At 67.3% G+C, this 21,306-nt stretch carries 14 protein-coding genes and 3 pseudogenes; 8 read left to right on the forward strand and 9 right to left on the reverse strand.

Going from position 1 to position 21,306, the window contains the following annotated elements; all coding sequences use genetic code 11:
- Positions 1–21 precede the first annotated feature (21 nt).
- From OL239_RS07475 to OL239_RS07500, 6 genes and pseudogenes are all read left to right on the forward strand, one after another.
- Positions 22–381, forward strand: a complete 360-nt coding sequence (locus OL239_RS07475) for a YraN family protein (RefSeq protein ID WP_268911330.1) — start codon at positions 22–24, stop codon at positions 379–381.
- Positions 378–1,982: a YifB family Mg chelatase-like AAA ATPase gene (locus OL239_RS07480; protein WP_268911331.1), complete on the forward strand. Its 1,605-nt coding sequence runs from the start codon at positions 378–380 to the stop codon at positions 1,980–1,982. Before OL239_RS07475 ends, OL239_RS07480 begins: the two co-directional genes overlap by 4 nt.
- A pseudogene (dprA, locus tag OL239_RS07485) lies at positions 1,924–3,132 on the forward strand (DNA-processing protein DprA). The gene OL239_RS07480 and the pseudogene dprA overlap by 59 nt, the downstream one beginning before the upstream one ends.
- A 395-nt stretch (positions 3,133–3,527) precedes the next feature.
- Positions 3,528–3,791: a methylated-DNA--[protein]-cysteine S-methyltransferase gene (locus OL239_RS07490; RefSeq protein WP_268911697.1), complete on the forward strand. Its 264-nt coding sequence runs from the start codon at positions 3,528–3,530 to the stop codon at positions 3,789–3,791.
- 73 nt (positions 3,792–3,864) lie between these two features.
- Positions 3,865–4,815, forward strand: coding sequence for a tyrosine recombinase XerC (locus OL239_RS07495; protein ID WP_268911698.1), 951 nt, complete (start codon positions 3,865–3,867; stop codon positions 4,813–4,815).
- 267 nt (positions 4,816–5,082) lie between these two features.
- Entirely contained in the window at positions 5,083–5,586 is a 504-nt protein-coding gene (locus tag OL239_RS07500) for a DUF3145 domain-containing protein (RefSeq protein ID WP_268911332.1), read from the forward strand.
- Between the two features lie 77 nt (positions 5,587–5,663).
- On the opposite strand, the gene fabF is transcribed toward OL239_RS07500, so the two are convergent.
- From fabF to OL239_RS07540, 8 genes and pseudogenes are all read right to left on the reverse strand, one after another.
- The gene (fabF, locus tag OL239_RS07505; RefSeq protein WP_268911333.1) at positions 5,664–6,920 is read right to left on the reverse strand and encodes a beta-ketoacyl-ACP synthase II; all 1,257 of its coding nucleotides are present in this window, start codon (positions 6,918–6,920) and stop codon (positions 5,664–5,666) included.
- A gap of 106 nt (positions 6,921–7,026) precedes the next feature.
- Entirely contained in the window at positions 7,027–7,272 is a 246-nt protein-coding gene (locus OL239_RS07510) for an acyl carrier protein (RefSeq protein WP_152217833.1), read from the reverse strand.
- A gap of 83 nt (positions 7,273–7,355) precedes the next feature.
- Positions 7,356–8,420, reverse strand: coding sequence for a beta-ketoacyl-ACP synthase III (locus OL239_RS07515; protein ID WP_268911334.1), 1,065 nt, complete (start codon positions 8,418–8,420; stop codon positions 7,356–7,358).
- A complete protein-coding gene (locus OL239_RS07520; protein WP_268911335.1) occupies positions 8,417–9,388 on the reverse strand; it encodes an ACP S-malonyltransferase in 972 nt (323 codons plus the stop codon). Before OL239_RS07520 ends, OL239_RS07515 begins: the two co-directional genes overlap by 4 nt.
- 108 nt (positions 9,389–9,496) lie before the next feature.
- Positions 9,497–10,690, reverse strand: a complete 1,194-nt coding sequence (locus OL239_RS07525; RefSeq protein WP_268911699.1) for a PucR family transcriptional regulator — start codon at positions 10,688–10,690, stop codon at positions 9,497–9,499.
- A 107-nt stretch (positions 10,691–10,797) separates the two neighbouring features.
- Positions 10,798–12,308: pseudogene (locus tag OL239_RS07530) on the reverse strand (carboxyl transferase domain-containing protein).
- Positions 12,305–13,581, reverse strand: a pseudogene (locus OL239_RS07535) (CaiB/BaiF CoA transferase family protein). Before OL239_RS07535 ends, OL239_RS07530 begins: the two co-directional pseudogenes overlap by 4 nt.
- Positions 13,582–13,651: 70 nt before the next feature.
- A complete protein-coding gene (locus OL239_RS07540; protein WP_268911336.1) occupies positions 13,652–15,013 on the reverse strand; it encodes an SLC13 family permease in 1,362 nt (453 codons plus the stop codon).
- Positions 15,014–15,190: 177 nt separating this feature from the next.
- Between OL239_RS07540 and OL239_RS07545 the strand changes: the two genes are divergently transcribed.
- Together OL239_RS07545 and OL239_RS07550 are read left to right on the forward strand one after the other, a co-directional pair.
- Positions 15,191–15,886 carry a FadR/GntR family transcriptional regulator gene (locus OL239_RS07545; protein WP_268911337.1) on the forward strand — a complete coding sequence of 232 codons (696 nt, stop codon included), beginning with the start codon at positions 15,191–15,193 and terminating at the stop codon, positions 15,884–15,886.
- 507 nt (positions 15,887–16,393) lie between these two features.
- Positions 16,394–18,031 (forward strand): DUF222 domain-containing protein, encoded by a 1,638-nt coding sequence (locus OL239_RS07550; RefSeq protein ID WP_268911338.1) that lies wholly within the window; start codon positions 16,394–16,396, stop codon positions 18,029–18,031.
- A gap of 229 nt (positions 18,032–18,260) precedes the next feature.
- Here the strand turns inward: OL239_RS07550 and aceE are convergent, their stop codons facing one another.
- Positions 18,261–20,999 carry a pyruvate dehydrogenase (acetyl-transferring), homodimeric type gene (aceE, locus tag OL239_RS07555; RefSeq protein ID WP_268911339.1) on the reverse strand — a complete coding sequence of 913 codons (2,739 nt, stop codon included), beginning with the start codon at positions 20,997–20,999 and terminating at the stop codon, positions 18,261–18,263.
- Between the last annotated feature and the right edge of the window lie 307 nt (positions 21,000–21,306).

A 21,306-nucleotide genomic window follows, 5' to 3' on the forward strand; every position in this document is an offset into this window, starting at 1 on the left:
CGGACGGCTCAGGGTTGACGCATGAGAGCCAAAGACACCCTTGGGCAGCGCGGCGAGGAGCTCGCAGCCACCTATCTGGCTGCAGCCGGAATCGAAGTCATTGACCGCAACTGGCGCTGTCCCGACGGGGAAATCGACCTCGTCGGAATCGACAACGGCACGCTGGTGATCGTGGAGGTCAAAACCCGTTCCTCCCTGGACTACGGCCATCCGCTGGAGGCCATCACCCCGGCTAAGCTCGCCCGGCTCTACCTCCTGGCCAGCCGGTGGAAGAAGGCCCAGGACCGCAGGTTTACGGCGTTCCGGGTGGATGCGGTGTCAGTGGTCGACGACGGCGGGGGCGCCCCCGTTATTGAGCACCTGCGCGAGGTGGCGCCGTGACTTTGGGAAGAACATACGGGGTGGGACTCGTTGGCCTTGACGGGCGGATGGTGGAGATCGAGGCGGACATCGGCCAGACACTTCCCGCCTTTGTCCTGCTCGGGCTGCCCGACGCGTCGCTGAATGAGGCTCGGGACAGGGTCCGGTCGGCGGCCAGGAATGCCGGACTGCCGCTCAGCCGCCGGAAAATCACCGTGAACCTCATGCCTGCGGACGTCCCTAAGCGGGGCTCCGGTTTCGACCTCGCCATCGTCACGGCTGCACTGGCTGCCTCCGGCGACGTCCGCGGCAGCGGGCGGCGCGTATTCATCGCGGAGCTCGCCCTGGACGGACGGCTGCGCCCGGTGCGCGGCATCCTGCCCGCGGTCATGGCGGCCGTGCAGGCGGGTTACCCGGAGATTACGGTTGCGGCAGCCAATACCGCCGAAGCGTCCCTGGTCTCAGGCGCCGAAGTCACTGGATTCGAATCACTGGCCGAAGTGGCAGCCTTCCTCGGTGCCGACCCCGGCCGTTTGTCCTTTCCCCCGAGGGTTTCCGAGGACACCCCTAATCCAGACGACGATGCAGGTGCCGCGGGCGTGCCTCCGCTGCGTGATATGGCGGACATCGCCGGCCAGACGGAGGCCAGGTTCGCGGTGGAGGTAGCGGCAGCCGGTGCCCACCACCTTCTGATGACCGGGCCGCCCGGCGCCGGCAAGACCATGCTTGCGGAACGACTGCCGGGCCTGCTGCCGGATCTTCCGGATTCCCACGCGATGGAAGTTACTGCCATCCATTCGCTGGTGTGGGGCGGTCGGCCGTGTTCGCAGCTGCTGCGCCGCCCGCCCTTTGAAAGCCCGCATCACACCGCATCCTCGGCGGCCGTCATCGGCGGCGGAGCGGGGATCGCCCGGCCGGGAGCCGCATCCCGGGCACACCGCGGCGTCCTCTTCCTCGATGAAGCTCCGGAATACGACCGGCGCGTGCTGGACGCCCTGCGGCAGCCGCTGGAGAGCGGCAAGCTGGAGCTGCACCGCGCCGCCGGCACAGCCAGCTACCCGGCGCGCTTCCAGCTGGTCCTGGCGGCTAACCCCTGCCCGTGCGGACTCGCCTCCGGAAAAGGCATCGACTGCACCTGTACGCCGCAACAGCGCCGCCGGTATTTCAGCCGCTTGTCCGGACCCCTGCTGGACCGGGTGGATCTGCAGCTGACGGTGCAGCGGGTGTCGCTGCGGGAACTGGCAGGAGACGATTCCGCGGAAGGAAGCGCCGTTGTTGCCGCCCGGGTGGCCGCCGCGCGGGATGTCCAGCACGACCGGTTAAAAGGCTGGGGCTATGAAACCAATGCCGAGGTGTCCGGCAACGTGCTGCGTGGTGCACTAAGACCCGCACCGCAGGCCACGGCTGCACTTGACCGTGCCATGGACCGGCAAACCCTGACCGCCCGCGGTTATGACCGGGTTCTGCGGGTCGCCTGGAGCGTTGCCGACCTGGCCGGCCACTCGTCGCCGGACGCCGACGACGTCGGGCAGGCACTGGGATTCCGCCAGCAGGAGCAGCGGCATGAGCGGGCAGCAGCCGGAGCTGCTCCGGAGCCGCGCCGCGCTGTCCCGGTTGTTTGAACCCTCGGACAACGTCGGCCTTGCGCTGGTCGCAGCAGCGGGGCCGGTGGACGCTCTCCGGGTCGCCACGGGGACCCTGCGCGCGGGGGACGCACTGGCCCGCGAATTAGCGGAGGAGCTGGCAGCCGCCGGCATTTCCGGGCGCGGCAGCAGCCTTTCCGAGGCCCTGCGCCGCTGGGCCCCCAGAATTCCGGATCTGGCTCCCGACCGGGATTTGGCGACCATCGGCCGTGCCGGGGGCGAACTGTTGATTCCGGAAGACCCGCGCTGGCCGGGAGGCCCTGCGCGACCTGGGGCTGGGCATGCCGCTGTGCCTGTGGGTACGCGGCGACCTCAGCCGCGGCATGCCTGTGCTGAATACGACAGCAGCAGTTGTTGGGTCGCGGGACAGTACGGGGTACGGCGCATCCGTGGCCGGGGACCTGGCCGCGGGACTGGTGACGAGGGGATGGACCGTCGTTTCCGGGGGAGCCTACGGCATTGATGCCCAGGCCCACCGAGCGGCGCTTGCGGCCGGCGGCGCGCACGCCACACCCACGATCGCCGTCATGGCCTGCGGCGCTGACCGCTATTACCCTGCCGGGAACGAGGACCTCCTGCGGGAGGTGGTCCGGCGTGGCCTGATCCTGTCGGAAGTGCCGCCGGGATCGTCTCCGACACGCTGGAGGTTCTTACAGCGAAACCGGATTATCGCAGCACTCAGTGCAGTGACAGTGGTGGTCGAAGCGCGCTGGCGCTCGGTGCCTTGAACACGGCCCACCACGCCGCGGCACTGGGGCGCGAGGTCGGTGCCGTGCCGGGTTCGGTCTACTCAGCCAACTCGGCGGGCTGTCACCGGCTGCTGCGGGACGGCAGCGCCGTCTGCGTGACCGATGCCGCGGAGGTCATCGAGCTGGGCGGCCCCATCGGTGCGGCTGCGGACTCCGCGGAAGCCGCGCGCGAGGGGCCCGCGGCCGTGCATGACGGGCTCACGATCGAAGATCTCCTCCTACTCGATGCCCTGCCGCTACGCAGCGGTTCCCCGGTCGAGAAGCTCGCCGTAGTCGCGGGTCTGTCCGTGCCGGCGGTGCGGGCGGGGCTGGCCCGCCTGGAACTGGAAGACCTCGCCGTCCGCGACGGCGCGCAGCTGTGGAAAAGGAGCCGCCAATGACGCACAGCTGCCGCGGCGCCGGCGGGTCCACGCAATACCCGCCTTCCAGACAACCCCTCCCCGGAACCACTTCCACGCACGGCAACCATCCAACCGCAGTACACCATCACGAGGGGAACCACCATGAAAGGAACCATCATGCGCATTCACAAAAGTGTCGTTACGCCCCTGGGCATCCTCACGCTAGCCTCTGACGAGGAGCCCTGCGGGCCGTCTTTCCGGGAGTTCCGGATCCGGCCGCGGACCACGGGCTGGGCCGAATTGTCGAAGACGGCTTTGAGGAAGCTGAACGCCAGCTCGGCGAGTATTTCGAGGGGACGCGCTGCTGCTTTGATCTGGATCTGGACACCCGGGGCACGGACTTCCAGCGGCGTGTTTGGGCTGAGGTCTCCGCGATTCCCTACGGTCAGACCTGCAGTTACAAGGAGCTGGCCGTCCGCCTCGGGGACGCGGCGAAAGCGCGCGGGGTAGGTGCGGCGCTGTCCCGCAATCCGCTGAACATCGTGATTCCCACCCACCGGGTGGTCGGGTCCCGGGGCGCCCTCACCGGATACTCGGCAGGGATCGACTCAAAGCGCTTCCTGCTGGAACACGAGTCATCCCAGGCAACCGCCGCCCTGCGCATCCAATGCGCCGGTGCGGACGGTGTGCCTGCTTGAGGTCAGGACCTGATGCGGGGACAGTAAAGGGGTGACACCATCCCCCAGTAAGAAGCAGCGTCCCGCGGAATCCGTGCCCGGCGCATCCGAAGGATCCGTTCAGCCTGATCCCTGGCCTGCTGAGTTCAGCAGGGCGCTGCGCGGCTTCAGCCGTTACCTGACCAGTGAGCGCGGCCGCTCCGAGCACACGGTTCGGGCCTACGAGGGGGACGTCGCCCAGCTGTTGACCTACGCGTTCGCCGGGGGAGTGCGGACCCTGGCCGGAATAGACCTCGCCATCCTGCGCGGCTGGCTCGGCGAACTCAGCGGATCAGGCCAGGCCCGCTCCACGCTGGCCCGCCGGGCGGCCACGGCCCGCAGCTTTACCGCCTGGGCCCTGCGCGAGGAACTGATCGACACGGACCCGGCGCTGCGCCTCAGGGCTCCCAAACGCGAAAAGACCCTCCCGGCGGTGCTGCGGGCCGGACAGATCGGAGAGCTGTTTGATGCGCTCGCCGCCGCAGCCTTCGACGGCGGCCCGGTGGCCATCCGGGACCGGGCCATCGTCGAGCTGCTCTACGCCACCGGCATCCGGGTGGGTGAGCTCACGGGACTGGACATCGACGACCTGAACGCTGACCGGCGGACCCTCACCGTCATCGGCAAGGGGAACAAGGAGCGCACAGTTCCCTACGGCCAGCCTGCCGCGGAAGCGGTGGACGACTGGCTCCGCCGCGGCCGGCCCGCGCTGGCCGCCGCAGACAGCGGTCCCGCCCTGTTCCTGGGCCAGCGCGGCCGCCGGGTGGACCAGCGGCAGGTGCGTTCGGTGGTGTCCGGACTCTTCGAGGCCCTCGGGGACACCGGTGCAACGGGACCCCACGCCCTGCGGCACTCGGCCGCCACCCACCTGCTCGACGGCGGCGCGGACCTGAGGGCGGTGCAGGAAATCCTCGGCCACTCGTCCCTGGCAACCACACAGCTGTACACGCATGTATCAGTGGACCGGCTGCGGGCCAGCTACTCCCAGGCCCATCCACGGGCCTGATACGGAGCCGATCCGCCGGCCGGTTCCCGCGCCCCCGGAACGGAAAACCTCATTGGCGCATTCCTGAATCTTGCGGCACAATAAGGCTAAGTCCGCACCGGATGAAAGTCTCGAAAGAATTGGAAGTTACCGCAGAGAAAATGTAGCGCAGTTCACAGTGCATTCAGGGTGACGCATTCACGCCCGCCCTGAAGGAGTCAGGCAACACGGGATTCGCCTGGGTTGAAGGTCGTTGGGGAAGACGTACCTACAGCTATGGAGGATGGAATGTCTGTTGTGATGGCCCACGGCGTGTTATTCATACACTCCGCCCCGTCTGCGTTGTGCCCCCATATCGAGTGGGCGATTGGATCCGTCGTGGAAAAGCGAACGGATCTAAAGTGGACCCCGCAGCCCGCCGCGCCCGGCATGCTGCGCACCGAGGTGGAATGGACCGGCCCCCAGGGCACCGGCTCACTGCTGGCGTCGGCGCTGCGCGGCTGGGCGCACCTGCGTTATGAAGTCACGGAAGACCAGAGCCCCGGAGCGGACGGAAGCCGCTGGTGCCACACACCTGAGCTGGGCATTTTCCATGCCGCCACGGACGTCCACGGCAATATCATGGTCTCCGAAGACCGGATCCGGTACGCCTACGAAAACGGCGCCGGAGACCCGTCAGCTGTCTACCACGAACTGTCCCTCGCACTGGGTGAGGCCTGGGACGATGAGCTGGAGCCGTTCCGCCACGCAGGCGACGGCGCGAATGTCCGCTGGCTGCACCAGGTCGGGTAGCCGGCAGGCACACCACAACATGCCATAGCGACGCGAAGCCGCGGCTGTTCCCCAGGGAAACAGCCGCGGCTTTCACTTCATGGGCGGGCGCCCGCCGCCCAGCAGCTGCGCAGCGCAATGACGGCGTTGTGGCCGCCGAAACCAAAGGAATTGCTCAGGACCACAATGTCGCCGCCGGGCAGGGACCGGGCGGATGTTACGACGTCGAGCGGGATTTCCGGATCCTGGTTATCCAGGTTGATGGTCGCCGGAGCCTGCCGGTCGTAGACGGCCATGGCTGCCATGACGGCTTCCACCGCACCGGAGGCGCCGAGGAGGTGGCCGGTCTGGGACTTGGTGGCCGAAACGGCGACGTTGTCCACCTGCGGGCCCAGCGCCGCCTTGAGCGCTGCATACTCGGGCTTGTCACCCACGGGGGTGGAGGTGGCGTGCGCGTTGACGTGGACCACGTCCTCAGCCTGCGCCCGGGCATCGTAGAGGGCCGCCTTCAGTGCACGGGTGGCGCCGAGGCCCTCGGGATCGGGTGCGGTGATGTGGTAGGCGTCGGCCGTCACCGCGGTGCCGGCCAGTTCGGCGTAGATGCGGGCGCCGCGGGCCAGGGCGTGCTCTTCGGATTCCAGGACGAGGGCTCCGGCGCCTTCGCCCATCACAAAGCCGTCACGGTCCTTGTCATAGGGGCGGGATGCGCGTTCCGGATCGTCGTTGCGCTTGGAGAGGGCCTGCATGGAGGCGAAGGCAGCCATTGGCATGGGATGGATGGCTGCTTCGGCACCGCCGCAGACGACGACGTCGGCCTTGCCGGAGCGGATCAGCTCCAGACCCTGGTGTAGGGCTTCAGTGCCGGAAGCGCAGGCGGACACCGGGGTGTGGGCGCCGGCGCGGGCGCCGAGGTCAAGGCTGACCGCGGCCGCGGGGCCGTTGGGCATCAGCATGGGCACGGTCATGGGCAGGACCCGCCGGGGGCCCTTCTCCCGGAGGGTGTCCCAGGCGTCGAGCAGGGTCCATACTCCGCCGATGCCGGTGGCGAAGGAAACACCGAGCCGGTCGTGGTCCACGTCGTCGATGCCCGAGTCGGCCCAGGCCTCGCGTGCGGCGACGACGGCGAACTGGGTCGAGGGGTCCATGCGCTTGGCTTCAACGCGGGACAGGATTTCGGTGGCCGGCGTGGAGACACGGGCGGCAAAGGTGACGGGAAGGCTGTACTGCGCCACCCAGTCGTCCTCGAGGGTCTTGGCGCCGGCGACACCCTTGAGCGCGTTCTTCCACATGGTGGGAACATCGCCGCCGATGGGCGTGGTGGCGCCCAGGCCGGTGATGACTACTTTGCGGGCCATGATTCACTCTCTTGAAGACGTTGGTGGTGCGGGAGCTGCAATTGCGTGTGCTGCGGAAAGGCTGACGCGGCGGCCGCCGCCGGGAAGGCAGCGGCCGCCGGCAAAATTACGCCTGGGCTTTGGAGATGAAGTCCACGGCGTCGCCGACGGTCTTCAGGTTCTTGACCTCTTCGTCCGGAATGCGCACGCCGAACTTCTCTTCCGAGTTCACGACGATGGTCATCATGGAGATGGAGTCGATGTCCAGGTCATCGGTGAAGGACTTGTCCAGCTCGACGGACTCGGGGGCCAGACCGGTTTCCTCGTTGACGATCTCGGCGAGGCCGGCCAGGATTTCTTCGTTGCTAGCCATGTTGGCTCCTTTTTCTCGTGATGCCGGCAGGGCCGGCATGGTTGTCCAACCGCGGAACGGCGGGGTGTTGGGGGACGGACAGATTATGGAAGAACGATAACCTGTGCGCCGAAGACCAGGCCTGCGCCGAAGCCGATCTGGAGGGAAAGCTTGCCGCTCAGCTCCGGGTTTTCCTGCAGCAGCCGGTGGGTCGCCAGCGGAATGGAGGCTGCCGAGGTGTTGCCGGCGTCGGCAATGTCCCGGGCAATGACCACGGACCCGGGCAGCTTCAGCTGCTTGGCCATTTCATCGATGATGCGCATGTTGGCCTGGTGGGGAACGAAGGCGCCAAGGTCCCCGGCGGTGACGCCGGCGGCGTCGAGCGCCCGCTGGGCAACCTTCGCCATTTCCCAGACAGCCCAGCGGAAGACGCTCTGGCCGTCCTGGCGCAGCGTGGGCCACAGCTTCGTGTCACGTTCAGCGACCTCCGCCGGGCCGACGGCGGTGGCTTCGGCCTCGGCGGCCAGCGACAGTTCGCGGATATCCAGCATGGAATGCGTCATGCCGATCGTGCTGGACTTGCTGCCGTCGGACCCCCACACGGACGGGCCGATGCCGGCCGAGTCGGAGGGGCCGACGACGACGGCGCCGGCTCCGTCACCGAGCAGGAAGGAGATGGTGCGCTCGGTGTTGTCGATGAAGTCTGAGAGCTTTTCCACGCCGATGACCAGCACATAGTCTGCGGCCCCGGAGCGGACCAGCGCATCCGCCTGGGCGATGCCGTAGCAGTAGCCGGCGCAGGCTGCGGAGACGTCGTAGGCCGGTGCGGGAGCCGCGCCGAGCAGGTGCGCAATCTCGGCGGCCGCCGACGGCGTGGCGAAGGGGTGGGTGACAGTGGAGACGATGACGGCACCAAGCTGGGAGCCCTCAATGCCTGCGGAAGCCAGGGCGTCGCGGCCGGCGGCTTCGGCCATGTCGATGACCGACGTGCCCTTGTCGGCGCGGTGCCGGGTGATGATGCCGGTGCGCTGACGGATCCACTCGTCGGAGGAATCAATCCACTGGCAGACATCCTCGTTGCTCACGATGACATCGGGGCGGAAGGCGCCAATGCCGTGGATGCGGCTGAATTCGTGGACGGGGGACTGTTTCAGGGTGGGCGTGCTCACGCGTTACCTTCTCCGGTGGTGGTTGCTGCTGTCACGGCGGCGGACGAGGAAGAGTGTTCGGTGATGAACTCCCGCGCGGCGTCGAGGTCTTCGGGGGATTTAAGGGCGAGCGTGGGCAGGCCCTTCAGGCCGCGGCGGGCCAGCCCGGTCAGGGTGCCGGCCGGCGGCAGTTCCAGCATGCCGGTTACGCCCGTGGCGGCCATGGTCTCCATGCACAGGTCCCAGCGCACGGGGCGGGACACCTGGCTGATCAGGCTGTCGAGGTTGGCCTCCCCGGAAACGACCGCGCCGCCGTCGTAATTGGACAGCAGGGTGGGCAGCGGAGCCGCAGGGCGCAGCTGGGGCCGCAGCGCCTCAAGCACGCTCACGGCCGGCGCCATGTGCGCGGTGTGGAAGGCCCCGGCGACCTTCAGCGGGATGACGCGTGCTTTGGCGGGCGGAGCTGCGGCGAACGCGGCGAGCTGGTCCAGGGTGCCGGCGGCTACGGTCTGGCCGCCGCCGTTGGCGTTGGCGGCGGTAAGGCCGGCGGCGGCCAGTGCGGCTGCTATGTCCTCCGGATCCCCGCCCAGGACGGCGCTCATGCCGGTGGGGGTTTCCGCGGCGGCCAGGGCCATGGCGTTGGCGCGTTCGCGGACAAAAACGAGGGCATCGGGTTCGGTCAGCGCGCCGGCCAGCGCCGAAGCGGTGATTTCACCGACTGAGTGCCCTGCAACGACGGTGGAGGCCGTCAGCGCCTGCGGGTCGACCAGCAGACGCGCAGCCATCAGTCCCGCGGCAACTATCAGCGGCTGGGCCACAGCGGTGTCCTTGATGGTCTCTTCGTCGGAGACTGTGCCGTGGGCAATCAAGTCCAGGCCTGCAATGGCGCTGAGCGCCTCGAGGTGTTCCCGGACTCCGGGCAGTTCCAGCCACGGAGAAAGGAAACCTGGCGTTTGGGACCCCTGGCCGGGGCAGACGATAGCTAGCACGTATCAAGCTTTCCAAAGAGAAGGGACGAAGCCGGGTGTTTGCGTGAACCAAGCTCCAGGTGAGGCGTTGTAGGAAGTCTACAAGGGGGCAGGGTGGATGCAACCCGGTCAGGAGCGGGCGGCGGGACGTTCCGGAGCTGCCTTTCCGGGCGGCGCTAGCCGTCCCACCACGAGGGCGGTCTGCAGCACGAAGGCCTCGCGCGGCAGCATGGGATCCCAGCCCGTGACGTCGCAGACCCGGCGCAGCCGGTACCGCACCGTGTTCGCATGGACAAAGAGCTCCCGGGCCGTGGCCTCCAGGGAATGCCCCAGGGACAGGTACGCCGAAAGGGTTTCCGCCAGGCCGTTGGAAGCGCCAAGCAGTGGCCGGTAAATGCTCCGCACCAGGGCCTTGCGGGCGATGTCGTCGCCGGACATCACCCGCTCGGGCCAGAGATCGTCAGCGGCTACCGGGCGGGGCGCGGCGGGCCAGGCGCGGGCCGCCGTAAGGCCCGCGAAGGCGGCCTGGGCGGACGGACCCGCATCGACCAGGGACTCGGCGGGCGGCCCGTAGACGACGGGGCCGGGGCCGAACAGTTCGGCAAGCCGCGCATATGAACCCGGGCTGTCATCGAGCCCGCCGAGGACGAGAATCAGCCGTTCACCCTGGATGCCCACCAGTGCATCTTCGGTGAGCCGCGCAGTGGCGCGGCGCAGCTCATTGACGAAGGAGGCATTGGTGTCAGACGGCGAGCTGCCCACCATGACGGTGATCCGGGCGGCGGAGGTCCAGCCGACGGCGGCAATGCGCGAACGCAGCGCATCGGAGCTTTCTCCGCGCAAAATGGCGTCGACCACGAGCGCCTCCAGCCGCGTGTCCCAGGCTCCGCGGGTTTCCGCGGCCCGCGCGTACACGTCGGCGGCGGCGAAGGCCACCTCCCGGGAGTAGCGCAGCACCGCTTCGCGCAGCGGCCCCTGCACGCCGTCGCCGGCCAGTTCCGGAACGCGGTCCTCCACGACTTCCACCACCACGCGGATCAGCTGCAGGGCCTTCTGCAGGCTGATGGAGCGGGTCAGCTCAGTGGGGGCCGTGCCGAAAACGTCGCTGAGGACCCAGGCCGGCGAGGCCGGGCGCTCGTACCAGTTCACGAACGACGCGATGCCCTTTTGGGCCACCATGCCCAGCGCCGAGCGCTCATCCGGCCGCAGTCCCCGGTACCAGGGCAGGGATACGTCCAGCTGCTTGAGCGTGGCGGTGGACAGCTTTCCGATGTTGGCCTTGAGGCGTTCCACTGTGGAGGGATCCGCCGGATCGGCCCGCATCCCGGGTCCGGGCGCGGCTGTGCTGCGAGTCACTGGCATAAGCAGAGCTTACGGGGTCCGCGGATCAAGCACCATTTTGTGTGAAGGCTACAACCCGGGGTATGGGTTCAGCCGGCGGACCCGAGCCGGCGGAACCGTTCGGTCCGCCGCGCCAGCCGCTCGGTGCCCGGCTTCGTCCGCAGCGACGCCAGCTCATATTCCACCGCCTTCGCCATCCGGCGGCAGAAATCCGGAGCTTCCGCAGCGGCGTCCGGCTCCTCCGGAACGACGTGGTCCACGATGCCGTGGGCCGCCAGTGCAGACACCGTCACGCCCTGCGCCTCCGCCATTTCCGCTCCGTGGAGCGTGTCCCGGTACACAATGGCGCTGGCACCTTCGGGCGGCAGCGAGGACAGCCAGGCGTGCTGCGCCGCAACCGTCCGGTCGGCCGGCAGGAGGGCCAGCGCTCCGCCGCCCGCACCCTGGCCGAGCAGCACCGAAACCGTCGGGCAGTCCAGCCCCACCAGGTCGTTGAGGCTGCGGGCAATCTCACCCGCGAGGCCGCCTTCCTCCGCTTCCTTGGACAGTGCCGCGCCGGCGGTGTCGATCACGGTCAGCAGGGGCAGGTTCAATTCCTCCGCCAGCCGCATGCCACGGCGTGCTTCCCGGAGGGAGGCCGGCCCCAGTGCCGGCTGCTGTGTCCCGCGCTGGCGGTCCTGTCCCAGCACCACACATGAGGTTTCCCCAAACCGGGCCAGGGCCAGCAGCAGGCCCGGGTCCTTTTCGCCCTGTCCGGTCCCGTTCAGCGGCAGGACATCGGCGGCACCGAAATGCAGGAGCTGCCGCACTCCGGGCCGGTCCAGGTTGCGGGAGATGGTGATGGACTCCCATGCCGGCACCGCCGCCGGTGGGGTGTTCAGGAAGCCGGCGCCGGCACGGTCCCGCCCGGGCCGGGCAGCAGCATGGACAGTGCGCGGTGGACGGTTTCGGCGAGTTCCTCCGGTTTCAGGACGGCGTCCACCAGACCGCGGGCCTGCAGGTTCTCGGCGGTCTGCACACCCTCCGGGAAGGGTTCGCCGTACAGCGCCTCGTACACGCGGGGGCCGAGGAAGCCCAGCAGCGCTCCGGGCTCCGCCACCGTGATGTGGCCCAGCGATCCCCACGACGCCATGACGCCTCCGGTCGTGGGATGGCGCAGGTAGACCAGGTAGGGCAACCCTGCTTCCTTGTGGCGGCGCACCGCAGCCGTGATCTTGACCATGGACAGGAAGGCCAGGGTGCCCTCCTGCATCCGGGTTCCGCCGGAGGCAGGTCCGGCCAGCAGCGGCAGGCCTTCGCGGGTGGCCCGTTCGACGGCGTCAGTCAGCCGGTCCGCCGCAGCCACTCCGATGGAACCGCCCAGGAAACCGAATTCACACACGACCAGCGCCACCCGGCGGCCCCGCACCAGTCCTTCCCCGGTCAGCACGGACTCATCCTCGCCCGTTTTCTCCCGGGCGGCGGCGAGGTCCGCCTCGTAGGCGTCACTGTGCCCGGTGTAGGCCACCGGAGAGTCCCAGGAGCGGAACGATCCCGGATCGACCACGAGATCCAGCAGTCCGCGGGCGGTGAGCCGCTTCGGCTTGGCAGCGACGCTCATGCCTGTGCTGCCTGGTCGGTTTGTGCTGCCTCGTCGGGCTGGCCGGCCTGCGCGGGCTGTGCTGTTTCGCCGCCGCCGGGCGCCGGGCTGCTGCCCAGCCAGCTCCGGATGTCGCCGCCGTGCTGGTCGAGCAGCGGCGGGGCCAGGTGGTCCCGGTTGGTGGTTTCAGTGCCTTCCGCGGCGGAAAAGAACCGCAGCGGCGGGCCGGGCAGGGCAACTTTGCCCAACACGGGATGATCGACGTCGATCACCAGGCCCTGGGAGTGGACCTGCTCCCATTCGTACACTTCATCAAGCGTGCGCACCTTGCCCGCGGGAATGCCGGCAGCCCGCAGCTTCTCCAGGAGCGGTTCGGCGTCGAAGTCGGCGAAGGCCTCCTCCACGGCCTCGATCACCGCCTGCCGGTTGCGGACCCGCTGCGCGTTTCCGGCGAACTCGGGGCGTGATGTGTCGATCCCGAACGCCGCGGCAAAGGTCTCCCACAGCTTTTCGCTGCCCACGCTGATCTGAACCTTCCCGCCGCGGCAGGAGAATAGCCCGTAGGGGGCGATGGAGGGTGGTGGTTGCCCTGCGCCTGCGGGACCTCGCCGGCAACGGTGTGGCGGGTTCCCTGGAAGGCATGGACGCCGACGACGGCGGCAAGCAGCGATGTGCGGACCACCTGGCCCTTGCCGGTGCGTTCGCGTTCCAGCAGTGCCGCGAGCAGGCCGAAGGCACCGTACATGCCCGAGAGCAGATCGGCGATGGGAACACCGACGCGCTGCGGGTCTTCGGGGCCGGACCCGGTCAGTGACATCAGCCCGGCCTCGCCCTGGACAATCTGGTCGTAGCCGCTGCGCGTGGCTTCCGGGCCGTCGTGGCCGAAGCCGCTGATCGACAGGATGACCAGCCGGGGGTTGAGCTCATGCAGCTGTTCGGGGGAAAAGCCGAGCCGGTCCAGGACTCCGGGCCGGAAATTCTCCACCAGGACATCCGCCCGCCGGACCAGGTCGCGCAGCACCGCTACGCCGTCGTCGGATTTCAGGTCCAGGCTGATGGATTCCTTGTTCCGGTTGCAGGAAAGGAAGTACGTGGCCTGCTGGTCATCGTCGGGGCCCACGAAGGGCGGGCCCCAGCTGCGGGTGTCATCGCCTGTGCCCGGAGTCTCAACCTTGATCACGCGCGCGCCGAGGTCGGCGAGCATCATGCCGGCGTGGGGTCCGGCCAGGGCGCGGCTGAGGTCGACGACGAGGTAGCCGTCCAGCGGGCCGCGGGAAGTGGGGGCGGTGCTCATGGGTTCTCTTTCTGTAGCGGGGATGCGGTGCCGGCGGTGCGGTGCTCGGGGTGCGGGTTGGATCGGCGGCCTAGAGCCAGCCGGGAACCACCATGATCAGCCAGGCCACCAGTGGTCCGGCGACGACGATGATTCCGCTGTAGCCGAGGATTTGCTTGTAGAAGCGGTCCTTATCCATGTCTTCGGGCGCATTGGCCAGGACCAGCGCTCCGTTGGTCGAGAAGGGGGAAACATCCACGATCGTGGAGGACACGGCCAGTGCGCAGATGAGTCCGACGGCGCCGATCTCACCGGAGGCGAGGAAGGGAACGGCCAGCGGAATCAGGGCCGCAAGGATGGCAGTCGAGGAGGCGAAGGCGGATACGACGGCGCCGATGTAGCAGATGAGCAGGGCGGCCAGGAGGGGCATGCCCAGGCCAACGACGCCGTCGGACACGTACTCCACGGTGCCCGCTTCCTGGAGCACTCCCACGAAGGTGAGCATGCCGCAAATCAGCAGAACCGTGGTCCAGCTGATTTTGTTGATGGCACCCTTCTGGGCCTGCGGGGAGACCAGGGCCAGGATCACGGCGATGGTGATGGACACGAACCCCACGTCGACCTTGAAGCCGAGGGCAATCACTGCCAGGGCAATCAGGCCCGCGATTGTCACGATCTGGGGAAACAGTTCGCTGCGGGTCTTGGTGGCCTCGATGCCGTCGCCTGCCGGGTCGCGCGGACCGTAAATGTCGGAACCGAATCCCTTGAAGGCAACGTCGGTGCGGCCGGCGGTGCTGAGGTTCATCCGGGCCTGGGCAACCTCTTCCACGAAGCCGCCCACCTTGCCGCTGCGCAGCTTGCTGCCGCCCAGGACGAAGAACAGGATCAGGGCGATAAACGTGTTGAAGAGCAGGCTGGCAAGGAAGACGGCCAGCGGGCTGGATTCGAGGTCGGTTTCGCCAATGATGCCGTTGACCGTGACGCCGTAGACGGCGATGGGGGAGAAGCCGCCGGCCTGTGCGCCGTGGATGACCATCATGCCCATCATCAGCGGGTTGATCTTGTGTTTGGCTGCGAAGCCCAGGGCGATCGGGGCGACGATGGCGACGGCGGCGGGGGACAGGGCGCCGACGGCGGTGATGATGGCTGTGATGGCGAACATGATCCACGGAATCAGTGCCACCCGGTTGCCGACCATCCGGACCGCGCCGCGGACCAAAAGGTCAATGGTGCCGTTGTTTTGCGCTATGGCAAAGAGATACGTGACACCAACAATCGTCAGGAACAGGCCGCCGGGGAAGTTGGCGAGAATGTCCTCGGTGCTCATGTCGAGGAAGACAAAGCCGAGAAGGAAAGCGCCGACAAAGGCAAGTGCCCCCATGTTGAGGGGCAGCACCGTGGCCAGGAGGAACATGGCCACCAATATCAGGATGGAGAGGACTGGAGCGGACATGAATAATTCCCTACGTCGAAGGTGCCGGCGCATCCCAGTGCCGGCGGCCGGAGCGTGAAAGTGACGAACACCACACTTTCACTGGACTAGCCTCTTAGACTCTGGGTCTCTTGTCAATTGCTGGCTATACTCATTTCGACCGCGCGGACGCCCGGTGAAGGCTAGAGAGGGGTTGCCATGTCCGGCAGCGGTGACGGCAAAGGATTTGTCCGGGTCTCCCGGCCCCGGCTGTATGAGCGGCTCGTGGAGCAGCTTTTGGGTTTTATCGCTGCAACCGGTTTGGGGCCCGGCGACCTGCTCCCCGCGGAACGGGACCTGGCGGAGCGGATGGGGGTATCGCGTGCCACGTTGGCGCAGGCGCTGGTGGCGCTGGAGGTGCTCGGCGTCATCGACGTCCAGCACGGAACCGGCGCCGTCCTCGTGTACCGGCCAAGTGTGGCGTCAGTGCTGCGCGAACTGCGCGAACACCGGGACCGGATGCCCGAAATTGTCGAGGCCCGCAGCACCCTTGAAGTGAAGCTGGCGGCGCTCGCCGCGGAACGGCGGACTGCGCAGGACCTGGCTGCGGTTGATGCAGCCCTCGACGTGATGTCTGCCGAGATTGCCGGGGGCAGCCGCGGAACCGAGGGCGATGAACTCTTTCACCAGGCGGTTGCCGCGGCTGCGCATTCCTCCATCCTGGCGTCGATGATGACGTTTATTTCCGAACTGGTGCGCGAAACGAGGCTCGCGTCCCTGGGACAGCCCGGGCGTCCGGAGCGTTCGCTGGAATCGCACCGTGCCATCGCCGATGCCATCCGCATGTCCGATCCCGAGGCCGCGGCACGTGCCATGCAGGCTCACATCGACCTCGTCTCCGAAACGGCCATGTAGGGTCTTTGCCCAGGTGTTTCCCGGCCGTTCCTCCCGGCCGCGCTTGTGCCCAGGCCTGCGCCGGACGGGCTCTGTCCCGGCCTGCCCCGGCCGCGCCTCTGCCCAGGTTTGCCCAGGCCAGCCCTGGCCTAGGTGGTGTGCTGGAAAAGACAGGTATTCGGCCGTCATCGGAAGGGCCGTTTGGCGCCCGTTTCAGGCTTTTTTCGCGGCCGAAATGTCAGAGCCGGATGAAACCCTCGGGATATGGATCAGAACGGATCTTCGACAGGCATTCCCGGTGCTTCGACCGGGGAGCGCACCGGCGCTTCTTCCGGCGGGTGCGCCGCTGCTTCCAGCCGCTTTGTTTATGCCGCCGGCCCTGAAGCAGATGCCGGATCCCTGGGAACTCCTGACCGGCCCCGCGTGCCAGCGGACGCGCAGCAGCAGTCCGGCCGGTGCGCCGGGAGATCCTGCCGAGGTTGCCGGCGGGGGTTCGCAGGCTCGCTGGTCCTGCAGGATGTCGAGTCGTTGACGGAGGCGGAGGCCGGCGGCGTGTTGTCCCGGTTGAATCACTTGTCCCGGTGGGTCCAGGCGCAGCAGGCGAAGGTCCTGGCCCGGATGCAGGCTGTTTACGAGGAAGAGAGCATGCTGCTTACCGGCGTTGAGGACACCGATATGGCGTTCAGTCTCGCCGCGGAGGAAGCCGCCGCAATACTGGGTGTGCCTGCGGGCACCGGCAAGGCACTGATGAGTGAGGCCGGAGACCTCTGCGGTGCGCATGCCGGCACCCTGGCGAAGCTGGAGTCCGGGCAGATCGGTTACGGGCATGTCCAGGTCCTGTTGGAGCAGTCCGTCGGTGTCCTGCCCGAAAAGCTGCCGGCATTCGAGGCCGAACTGCTGGGACTAGCCGGCGGACTGACCAAAGCCCAGTTCCGGGTAAAGGCCCGGCGGCTGCGGGAGAACCTGTACCCGGAGACTCTTATCGAGCGCCAGCGCACCGCGTACGACCGGCGGACGGTGTGGATGCAGCCGGAGCCCGACGGAATGGCCTGCCTCTCGGCAATCATGCCGGCGCAGACGGCACAGTCGATCTACACGCAGCTCACGGCTGCAGCCCGGGGCGAGCAGGCGGCAGGGGATACCCGGACGGTGAATCAGCTGCGCACTGATATCTTCGCTGACCTCCTGGGCGGCCATGGACATGAGTCCGGGGGCTGCAGCAGCGGAGCCGTCCTCGGGACCCCGGGTGGCACAGGAGATTCGGGTGGCACAGGAGATCCGGACGAGGAGGAGAGGAATGAAGACGGAAGGCACGAGCACCGAAAGGCCAGTGGCACCTGCCGTATTGCTCACGGCCCTGCGGCCCGGGCCGAAGTCCTGGTCGTGATCAATGCCGAAACGCTCTTCGGGGCCGATGACGCGCCGGCCGAACTGGTCGGGTACGGACCCATAAGTCCCGAAACGGCCCGGCACATGGCCCGCGAAGCCGTCAGCTGGACGCCGGCGGAACGCGATCCGGACTCCGGGGAGATACTGCGGGTCGGGCAAAGCCGGAAAGTGCCCCGCGGAACCAAACGCTGGCTCCGTGTCCGCGACGGAACCTGTCGTTTCCCGGGCTGCCGCGTAAACGCGGTGATCTGCGAAATCGATCACACAAAACCCTGGGCCCGCGGCGGCGCCACAGATCACGACAATCTGGAGCATCTGTGCCGGCGGCACCATATGTTCAAAACCAAGGGATTTTGGAAGGCCCGACAACCCAGTCCAGGGGTCATTGAGTGGATTTCGCCGGGAGGACGGCATTACCGCACGGAGCCGCACCTCACCCTGCTCGCTGGATCTGCTGGATCTGCTGGATCTGCTGGGCAGGTTGGGCCGGCTGGATCGGATGGCCCGGCAGGGCCGCCCGGGCCGGCTGGCTTGGCTGGGCCGCCTGGATCGGTTGAGCCGGCTGGGCGGGAGAAAGACTGGACGGGTCCGGCAGGGCCGCCTGGATCGGTTGGGCCGGCTGGGCGGGAGAAAGACTGGACGGGTCCGGCAGGGCCGCCTGGATCGGTTGGGTCGACTGGGCCGGAGAAAGACTGGGCCGGCCCGGCAGACCAGGACAGGGACCCGGCGCATGCCGGTGACCAGGACGACTACGGTTCCGATCCGCCGCCCTTCTGACACGGCACTGCTTGGGCCCCGCGGGTCACCGAACAGGGGGGAGACATAACCGGCGAGACGGCGCCGCGGGTGACAGAAAGCCGCGGATGACAGAGATCGGAGGCAGCCGCGGGACACAGACGCGCGGGACACAGCAAAAACCCCGCGGGACACAGCAAAAAGAAGAGAACCGCCGCAGAAGCGGCGGTTCTCTTCTTTGTTCCCCGGTCAGGAGCGGGTGACGAAACGCTTAGGCGTCGCCGCCGGCATTGCCGGAGGTTCCCGCATTTACGTTGAGCAGGTCGTACTTCTTGATTGCTTCGGTCGGCGCGCTGGCGTCAACCTCGCCGCGGCGGGCGAGCATTTCCAGGGTTCGGACAACCATGGAGTGCGAATCGATCTTGAAGTACCGGCGTGCAGCAGCCCGGGTGTCGGCGAAACCGAAGTCGTCTGCACCCAGAGTGGCAAACTCGTTCGGAACGAACTGCCGGATCTGGTCCGGAACGGCCTTCATGTAGTCCGTGCTGGCGATGATCGGTCCGGTGGCTCCGGCGAGCTGCTTGGTGACAAACGGTACGCGGGGCTCGGTGTCGGGATGCAGGAAGGACTCTTCCTCGGCGGCCAGGCCGTCGCGGCGAAGTTCGTTCCAGGACGTCACGGACCAGACATCGGCGGAAACGCCCCAGTCTTCGGCCAGGATCTTCTGGGCATCCAGCGCCCACGGCACGGCAACGCCGGAGGCCAGCAGCTGGGCGCGGGGTCCGTCGATCTTTGCCGGAGCCAGGAGGTAGATGCCCTTGATGATGCCCTCGACGTCGAGATCCTCCGGAGCCTTGGGCTGCAGGATCGGCTCGTTGTAGACCATCAGGTTGTAGATGACGTTCGGATCCTGCGAATCCGGGCCGTACATCTCCTCCAGGCCGTGGCGGACGATGTGCCCGATCTCGTAGCCGTAGGCCGGATCGTAGGTCTTCACTGCCGGGTTGGTCGAGGCCAGGATCGGGGAGTGGCCGTCAGCGTGCTGAAGGCCCTCACCGGTCAGCGTGGTCCGTCCGGCGGTTGCTGAGATCAGGAAGCCGCGCGCCATCTGGTCGGTGGCCGCCCAGATGTAGTCGGCGGTGCGCTGGAATCCGAACATCGAGTAGAACACGTAGACCGGAATCAGCGGCTCGCCGTGCGTGGCGTAGGAGGTTCCGGCAGCGGTAAAGGCCGCAATGGAACCGGCTTCGTTGATTCCCACGTGCACGATCTGGCCCTGCGGGGACTCCTTGTAGGCCAGGACGAGGTCCCGGTCCACGGACAGGTAGTTCTGTCCCTTGGGGTTGTAGATCTTTGCCGTCGGGAAGAACGAGTCCATGCCGAAGGTCCGGGCCTCATCCGGGATGATCGGCACAATCCGCTTGCCGAATTCCTTGTCCCGCATGAGGTCCTTGAGCAGACGGACAAAGGCCATGGTGGTGGCCGCCATCTGCTTGCCCGAACCGCGGTTGGCAACCTCGTAGGCCTTCTCGCCGGGCAGGTGGACCGGCTCGTGCTCGACCTTGCGCTCCGGAACGTTGCCGCCGAGTTCGCGGCGGCGCTCCAGCATGTACTTGATCTCCGGAGCATCGGCACCGGGGTTGAAGTACGGCGGCTTGTACGGGTCGGCTTCGAGCTGCTCGTCGGTGATGGGGATGCGCAGGTGATCGCGGAAGGCCTTCAGGTCATCCAGGGTCAGCTTCTTCATCTGGTGCGTGGCGTTGCGGCCTTCGAAGTGCGTGCCCAGGCCGTAGCCCTTGACCGTATGGGCCAGGATGACAGTGGGCTTGCCCTTGAATTCCGTGGCGGCCTTGTACGCAGCGTAGACCTTGCGGTAATCGTGGCCGCCGCGCTTGAGGTTCCAGATTTCTTCGTCAGTGAGGTTCGCTACCAGTTCCTTGGTCTCGGGGGACTTGCCGAAGAAGTGGTCGCGCACAAATCCGCCGTTTTCGGCCTTGTACGTCTGGTAGTCGCCGTCGGGGGTGGAGTTCATGATGTCCACCAGCGCCCCGTCCTTGTCCTTCTCCAGGAGCGAGTCCCACTCGCGGCCCCAGACGACCTTGATGACGTTCCAGCCGGCGCCGCGGAAGAAGGCCTCAAGTTCCTGCATGATCTTGCCGTTGCCGCGCACCGGGCCGTCGAGGCGCTGCAGGTTGCAGTTGACCACGAACGTGAGGTTGTCCAGCTTGTCGTTGGCCGCCAGCTGGAGCAGGCCGCGCGATTCGGGCTCGTCCATTTCGCCGTCGCCCAGGAAGGCCCAGACGTGCTGGTCGGAGGTGTCCTTGATGCCGCGGTTCTGCAGGTAGCGGTTGGACTGCGCCTGGTAGATGGCATTCATCGGCCCGATGCCCATGGACACCGTGGGGAACTCCCAGAAGTCCGGCATGGAACGCGGGTGCGGGTACGAAGACAGGGCGTGTCCCTCGCGGGACTTTTCCTGCCGGAACCCGTCCATGTCCTCTTCGGACAGGCGGCCTTCAAGGAAGGCGCGGGCGTACATGCCGGGGGAGGCGTGGCCCTGGAAGAAAATCTGGTCTCCGCCGCCGGGGTGGTCCTTGCCCCGGAAGAAGTGGTTCATGCCCACCTCGTACAGGGTGGCCGCTCCGGCGTAAGTGGAAATGTGTCCGCCGACGCCGATTCCCGGGCGCTGGGCACGGTGCACCATGACGGCGGCGTTCCAGCGCAGCCATGCGCGGTAGCGGCGCTCGACTTCCTCGTCCCCGGGGAACTCGGGTTCCTGGTCCACCGGGATGGTGTTCACGTAGTCAGTGGTGGTGACCATGGGGACGCCCACCGACTGCGCACCGGCACGCTGGAGCAGCGAACGCATAATGTACTGGGCTCTTTCGGTGCCCTGGGAACGGATCAGTTCATCCAGTGACTGCATCCATTCCGCGGTCTCCTCGGGGTCACGGTCCGGGAGCTGGTTGGTTAACCCGCTCAGGATGTCCGTTGTGTCTTCTGCGGCCACGGCAAACCTCTCTCATGTACAGATTGTGTCTGCACGAACGTCTGTGGGGATCCGGTTTCGTTACCGGACGATCACGGTGGCTGCGCGGATGCTGGTGCCTCCGGAGCCTCTGTGATCCACTCTAGTCCCGCCGGACGGCAGTTGCGTAGCCCGTTCGCTAACGGCTGGCTGCGGGCCGCCGCACATCCCCGCCCGCAGGCGGGTCATGCCCGCGCAGGCGATAGTGCGCCCGCATAACCTTGTAGGTTCCGGACAAAAGGTGTTGGCTTATGTCCTAGACACCACATCTCGCCCAAATATGTGATTC

This window comes from Arthrobacter sp. ATA002, assembly GCF_026898095.1.
In the GTDB taxonomy this organism is placed as follows: Bacteria; Actinomycetota; Actinomycetes; order Actinomycetales; family Micrococcaceae; genus Arthrobacter_B.